The organism is Streptomyces sp. NPDC058221 (assembly GCF_042882365.1).
Lineage (GTDB): Bacteria > Actinomycetota > Actinomycetes > Streptomycetales > Streptomycetaceae > Streptomyces.
The window spans coordinates 1-5,357 of the sequence record NZ_JBHVWF010000267.1; the positions used below are offsets into that span (position 1 = coordinate 1).

A 5,357-nucleotide genomic window follows, 5' to 3' on the forward strand; every position below is an offset into this window, starting at 1 on the left:
CTTTTTTTTTTGTTCCGGCCACCCCCTATATCTACACTCCGACTTTGGTGGGCTGCGTCTGTTGTTTATACGACCCGGGGTCGACCGCTGTTACAAAACGCCCCGCGGCGGGTTCCTGTCCGAAATCCGGAAACCAGGAACCGGCCGCGGGCCGTGAGCGGTGGGTGCGGGAGGCCTACAGACCGACCTCGCGCATCAGCATGCCCACCTCGGTGTTGGTGAGCCGGCGCAGCCAGCCCGACTTCTGGTCGCCCAGCGGGATCGGTCCGAACGAGGTCCGCACGAGCCGCTCGACCGGGAAGCCGGCCTCGGCCAGCATCCGGCGGACGATGTGCTTGCGGCCCTCGTGGAGGGTCACCTCGACCAGGTAGTTCTTGCCGGTGTTCTCGACGACGCGGAAGTGGTCGGCGCGGGCGTACCCGTCCTCCAGCTGGATGCCGTCCTTGAGCCGCTTGCCCAGGTCGCGCGGGAGCGGCCCCTGGATGGCGGCCAGGTAGGTCTTCTTCACGCCGTACTTGGGGTGGGTGAGGCGGTGGGCCAGCTCACCGTGGTTGGTGAGCATGATGATGCCCTCGGTCTCGGTGTCCAGCCGGCCGACGTGGAAGAGACGCGTCTCACGGTTGGTGACGTAGTCGCCGAGGCACTGACGGCCGTCCGGGTCCTCCATCGAGGAGACGACACCGGCCGGCTTGTTCAGCGCGAAGAAGAGGTGCGACTGGGTGGCCACGGTCAGGCCGTCGACCTTGATCTCGTCCTTGTGGACGTCGACACGCATGCCCTGCTCGACGACGATCTCGCCGTTCACCTCGACGCGGGACTGGTCGATCAGCTCCTCGCACGCGCGGCGCGAGCCCATGCCGGCCCGGGCGAGGACCTTCTGCAGGCGCTCGCCCTCCTGCTCGGCGCCCGGGTTGGTCCTGGGCGTCGTGATCGAGGGCTTGTCCGCGTACCTGTCACGGTTGCGCTGCTCGATCTTGGCGTCGAGCTCGCGCGGGCGGGCGGGCGCACCGTACGGGGCACGCCGGCCCTTGGAACCGCCCGAGGCAGCCTTCGGGCCGCCCTTGGCACCGCCGCGGGCCGCCGCGCCGCGGCCCTTGCGGGTGCCGCCGTCGCCGCCCGGCTTGTCGTTGCCGACGTCGTAGCGGCGCTCCTCGGGGCGGGGACGGCGGGGGCGCTCCTCCTGCTTGTCGTCGCGCCCGGAGCCGGAGACCCGGGGGTTCGGGTTGCTGTTCCTGCCGGTGCCGCTGTTGTTCCTGCCGCCCGCGCCGCCGCTCCTGGAGCCGCTGCCGCCGCCGCTCCTGCCGCCGCCGCTGCCGCTTCCGCTGTTCCTGCCACTGCTTCGCATCAAAAATCCGTCTTGTCGTCTGCGTGAGTATCCGGGGTGTCCGGTGCGTCCGGATCGAACGACGGCACACCCTCTAGCGTCTCAGCCTCGATCGCGTCCGCCTCGGGGAGGAAGGGCGCGAGCTCCGGGAGCTCATCCAGGCCACGCAGGCCCATTCGCTCCAGAAAGTAGTTCGTCGTCCTGTACAGGATCGCACCTGTTTCGGGTTCCGCGCCCGCTTCCTCTACCAGACCCCTCTGGAGCAGGGTCCGCATGACCCCGTCACAGTTCACCCCGCGCACCGCGGAGACCCGGGAACGGCTGACCGGCTGGCGGTAAGCGACGACCGCGAGGGTCTCCAGCGCCGCCTGGGTGAGACGGGCGTGCTGGCCGTCCAGGACGAAGCCCTCGACCGCCGCCGCGTACTCCGGGCGGGTATAGAAGCGCCAGCCCCCCGCGACCAGCCTGAGGTCGAAGCCGCGGCGCTGCACGGTGTACTCGTCGGCCAGCTCGCGCAGCGCGTCCGCGACCGCCCGCCGGGGCCGCTCCAGCACCTTGGCCAGGTGCTCCTCGGTGGCCGGCTCGTCGACGACCATCAGGACGGCCTCCAGTGCGGGCTTCAGATCGAGGCCCGCTACGGCGGCGGTACCGGTGACGTTCTGCTCGCTCATGCCTTCACATCCTGCCGCTCGTCCTGCATGCCCGGTGCCTCCTGGTCGAACTCGTCCGTCACGACGGGCTCGGCCCCCTGCTCCCCCGCCCAGCGCACCATGAGCTCCCCCAGCGCCTCGTCCTGGTCCAGCGCCACGGCCTTCTCCCGGTAGAGCTCCAGCAGCGCGAGGAACCGGGCGACGACGGTGAGGGTGTCCGGGGCGTCCTCGGTCAGCACCCGGAAGCTCAGCTCCCCCGCCTCCCGCACCCGGTCCATCACGATTCCGGCCTGCTCGCGCACGCTGACCAGCGGGGCGTGGATGTGGTCGACGTACACCTGCGGCCTGGGCTTCGGCTGCATCGCCTTCACGGCCAGCCTGGCGAAGCCCTCGGCCCCGATGCTGATCACCACGTCGGGCAGCAGCTCCGCATGGTGCGGTTCCAGGCCGACGGTACGGGGGAAGCGGCGGCCCTCCGATTCGAGGCGGGCACTGAAGATCTCGGCGATGCGCTTGTACGCGCGGTACTGCAGCAGCCGCGCGAAGAGCAGGTCCCGGGCTTCGAGCAGCGCCAGGTCCCCCTCGTCCTCCACCTCGGCGGCGGGCAGCAGCCGGGCGGCCTTGAGGTCCAGCAGGGTCGCCGCGACGACGAGGAACTCGGTGGTCTGGTCCAGATCCCAGTCCGGCCCCATGGCCCGGATATGGGCCATGAACTCGTCGGTGACCTCGGACAGGGCCACCTCCGTCACATCCAGCTTGTGCTTGGAGATGAGCTGGAGCAGCAGGTCGAAGGGCCCCTCGAAGTTCGCCAGCCGGACGGTGAACCGCCCGTCGTCGGCAACGGGGGCAGCGGGGTCCGCTGCGGCTTCTGGGGTCTCTGCGGCTACCGAGGTACCCGGGACGGAGGTGGGAGCGGCGGGAGCCGGTCCGGCCGGGTCTTCCGGGGCAGCCGGCACGTCCGGCACGTCCGGCGTGCCTGGGACCACCGGCACGTCCGGGACTGCTTCCACGGCCTCGGAAACGGGCGGAACCGGGACCGGGACGGGGAAGCCCGCCCCCGCGTCGTCGTCACCTGTCCGCCGCCCGGGCGCGGGCCCGCCCCCCGGCCCGCGGCCCAGCGGGCGGCGGGAGGTGCGGGCGGACTCGTCGGGTGAGGGCATGGGGATCCAGGGTGCGGCGGGACACGGACGGCGGACGGCGGCCCGCCCTCCGGGGCAGGCTACCGGCGCCGCACCGGTCAGCGGCCGCGCAGCCGCCGTACGAGGATGCTCGCGTCGCCCCGCGACTCCAGGTCGGCCAGGACGACGGCGACCGCCTCCCGGACGATCCGGCCTCGGTCGATGGCCAGCCCGTGCTCACCGCGCAGCACCAGCCGCGCGTGTTCCAGGTCCATCAGCTCCTCGGCGGAGACGTAGACCGTGATCTTCTCGTCGTGGCGCTCCCGGCCGCTGGGCCGCCGGTTCGCCCCACGCCCTTGGCCGCGTCTGCGCTGCTGCTGGACGACGGGGGTGGGAACCGGCTCCTGCGAGGACGGCGGCTGCGGACGGCGCCCGGCCTGCGCGGCCACCGCCATCCGGTCGTTCTCACCGCCGCGGCTGCGCGAATCGCCCGCGTCGGCCTTGGCCGCGGAGTGCTCCTCCTGTTGCTCGGCGGGGGCGGTTCCCGCGTCGGCCCCGGCCGCCGCGCCCGGGGCGTCGGCCCCGGCGTCGCTCTCACCGGCCGGCGCCGGCACCCGGGCCTCGCCGTTCGCCTTGCGCCGCCGTTCCGCCGGGGAGGAGGACTGCAGCCCCATCCCGCCGGTGGTGCGGAACAGTTCGTCGGCCCCCGGCAGACTCACTCGGCGTGACACCGGGCGAGCACCTCCCTGGCGAGCTGGCGATAGGCGGCGGCACCGACCGAGTTGGAGGCGTACGTGGTGATCGGCTCACCGGCGACCGTGGTCTCCGGGAAGCGGACCGTGCGCCCGATGACCGTGTGGTAGACGTGATCGTCGAAGGCCTCGACGACACGCGCCAGGACCTCGCGGCTGTGCACCGTACGGGAGTCGTACATGGTGGCGAGGATGCCGTCGAGCTCCAGTTCCGGGTTGAGCCGCTCCTGGACCTTCTCGATGGTCTCGGTGAGCAGCGCCACACCTCGCAGCGCGAAGAACTCGCACTCGAGCGGCACTATCACCTTGTGCGCGGCGGTCAGGGCGTTCACGGTGAGCAGGCCGAGCGAAGGCTGGCAGTCGATCACGATGTAGTCGTAATCGGCCATCAGCGGCTTCAGGGCGCGCTGCAGAGTGGACTCCCGGGCCACCTCACTGACCAGCTGGACCTCGGCGGCCGACAGGTCGATATTGCTCGGCAGCAGGTCCATGTTGGGCACGGCGGTCTTCAGGAGGACCTCGTCGGCCGCCATGCCCCGCTCCATGAGCAGGTTGTAGACGGTGAGGTCGAGCTCCATCGGGTTGACGCCGAGACCGACCGACAGGGCTCCCTGCGGGTCGAAGTCGACGAGCAGGACCCGCCGTCCGTACTCCGCGAGCGCGGCACCCAGGTTGATGGTCGACGTGGTCTTGCCGACGCCGCCCTTCTGGTTGCACATCGCGATGATCTTCGCGGGACCGTGATCGGTCAGCGGGCCCGGGATCGGGAAGTAGGGCAGGGGCCGACCGGTCGGGCCGACCCGCTCGCGGCGCTGGCGGGCGGCGTCGGGCGCGAGCGTGGCCGCGTACTCCGGATCGGGCTCGTACTCGGCGTCGGGGTCGTAGAAGCGCCCTTGGGGTGCCTCGTCGAAGTCGGCGAAGTGGGCGGTGTCCCGGCCACTCTCGTTGCCGGCCATGGCGTTCACGTGTAGGCCGTCCATCATCTGGGGGGCTGTCGTCATGTGCTGTTGGGTGGCGAAGGTGCGGACAGCGACGGAGCCGACAGCCTCCAGCCCGTTCGGGCTCTGGCCCCGTGCAGGCATCCCTGGTTGAACACCCCCGGGAGTAAATGTCGACTCATTCACAAGTCGTCTTACCTCCTTGGACGTGACCAGGAAACTTATCGATAGGTCAGCGTGGCACCATGCCGACGATTGGCGACTCTATGGCGTGTCACCGGTCCGCAGCAACACAATCCGCCGGACCCGGCCCGATGTGTCGGCAATCGAACACCCCTCTGTCAAGGGCGCGCAGCCTCCGGGGCGCACTTTTCGCGGGGGCACGAAACGGTTAAAGGGTTACGTTCGAGGCGAGTTGCGCGGGGCCCTCGGAGGCCCCGGCATGCGTGCGGGCGGGCCCGGGGGGGGCCGGGGCGGGCGGCGGGGGGGGGGGGGGGGGGGGGGGGGGGGGGGGGGGGGGGGGCCCCCCCCCCCCCCCCCCCCCCGTGGACCCGGGCGATAAAAAAAAGAAACAC

The 5,357-nt window shown here is 71.3% G+C and carries 5 protein-coding genes; all 5 read right to left on the minus strand.

Features of this window, described 5'->3' with window-relative positions:
• Positions 1-175 precede the first annotated feature (175 nt).
• The 5 genes from ACFVW8_RS38280 to ACFVW8_RS38300 all read right to left on the minus strand — a co-directional run bounded on the left by ACFVW8_RS38280 (position 176) and on the right by ACFVW8_RS38300 (position 4,926).
• The gene (locus tag ACFVW8_RS38280; RefSeq protein WP_389698523.1) at positions 176-1,345 is read right to left on the minus strand and encodes a pseudouridine synthase; all 1,170 of its coding nucleotides are present in this window, start codon (positions 1,343-1,345) and stop codon (positions 176-178) included.
• Complete coding sequence (gene scpB, locus ACFVW8_RS38285; protein WP_389698525.1) at positions 1,345-1,995, minus strand: SMC-Scp complex subunit ScpB; 651 nt, start codon at positions 1,993-1,995, stop codon at positions 1,345-1,347. Before scpB ends, ACFVW8_RS38280 begins: the two co-directional genes overlap by 1 nt.
• Entirely contained in the window at positions 1,992-3,134 is a 1,143-nt protein-coding gene (locus tag ACFVW8_RS38290; protein ID WP_389698527.1) for a segregation and condensation protein A, read from the minus strand. Before ACFVW8_RS38290 ends, scpB begins: the two co-directional genes overlap by 4 nt.
• A 77-nt stretch (positions 3,135-3,211) precedes the next feature.
• The gene (locus ACFVW8_RS38295; protein WP_389698531.1) at positions 3,212-3,811 is read right to left on the minus strand and encodes a hypothetical protein; all 600 of its coding nucleotides are present in this window, start codon (positions 3,809-3,811) and stop codon (positions 3,212-3,214) included.
• Positions 3,808-4,926, minus strand: coding sequence for a ParA family protein (locus ACFVW8_RS38300; RefSeq protein WP_389698529.1), 1,119 nt, complete (start codon positions 4,924-4,926; stop codon positions 3,808-3,810). Before ACFVW8_RS38300 ends, ACFVW8_RS38295 begins: the two co-directional genes overlap by 4 nt.
• Positions 4,927-5,357 lie beyond the last annotated feature (431 nt).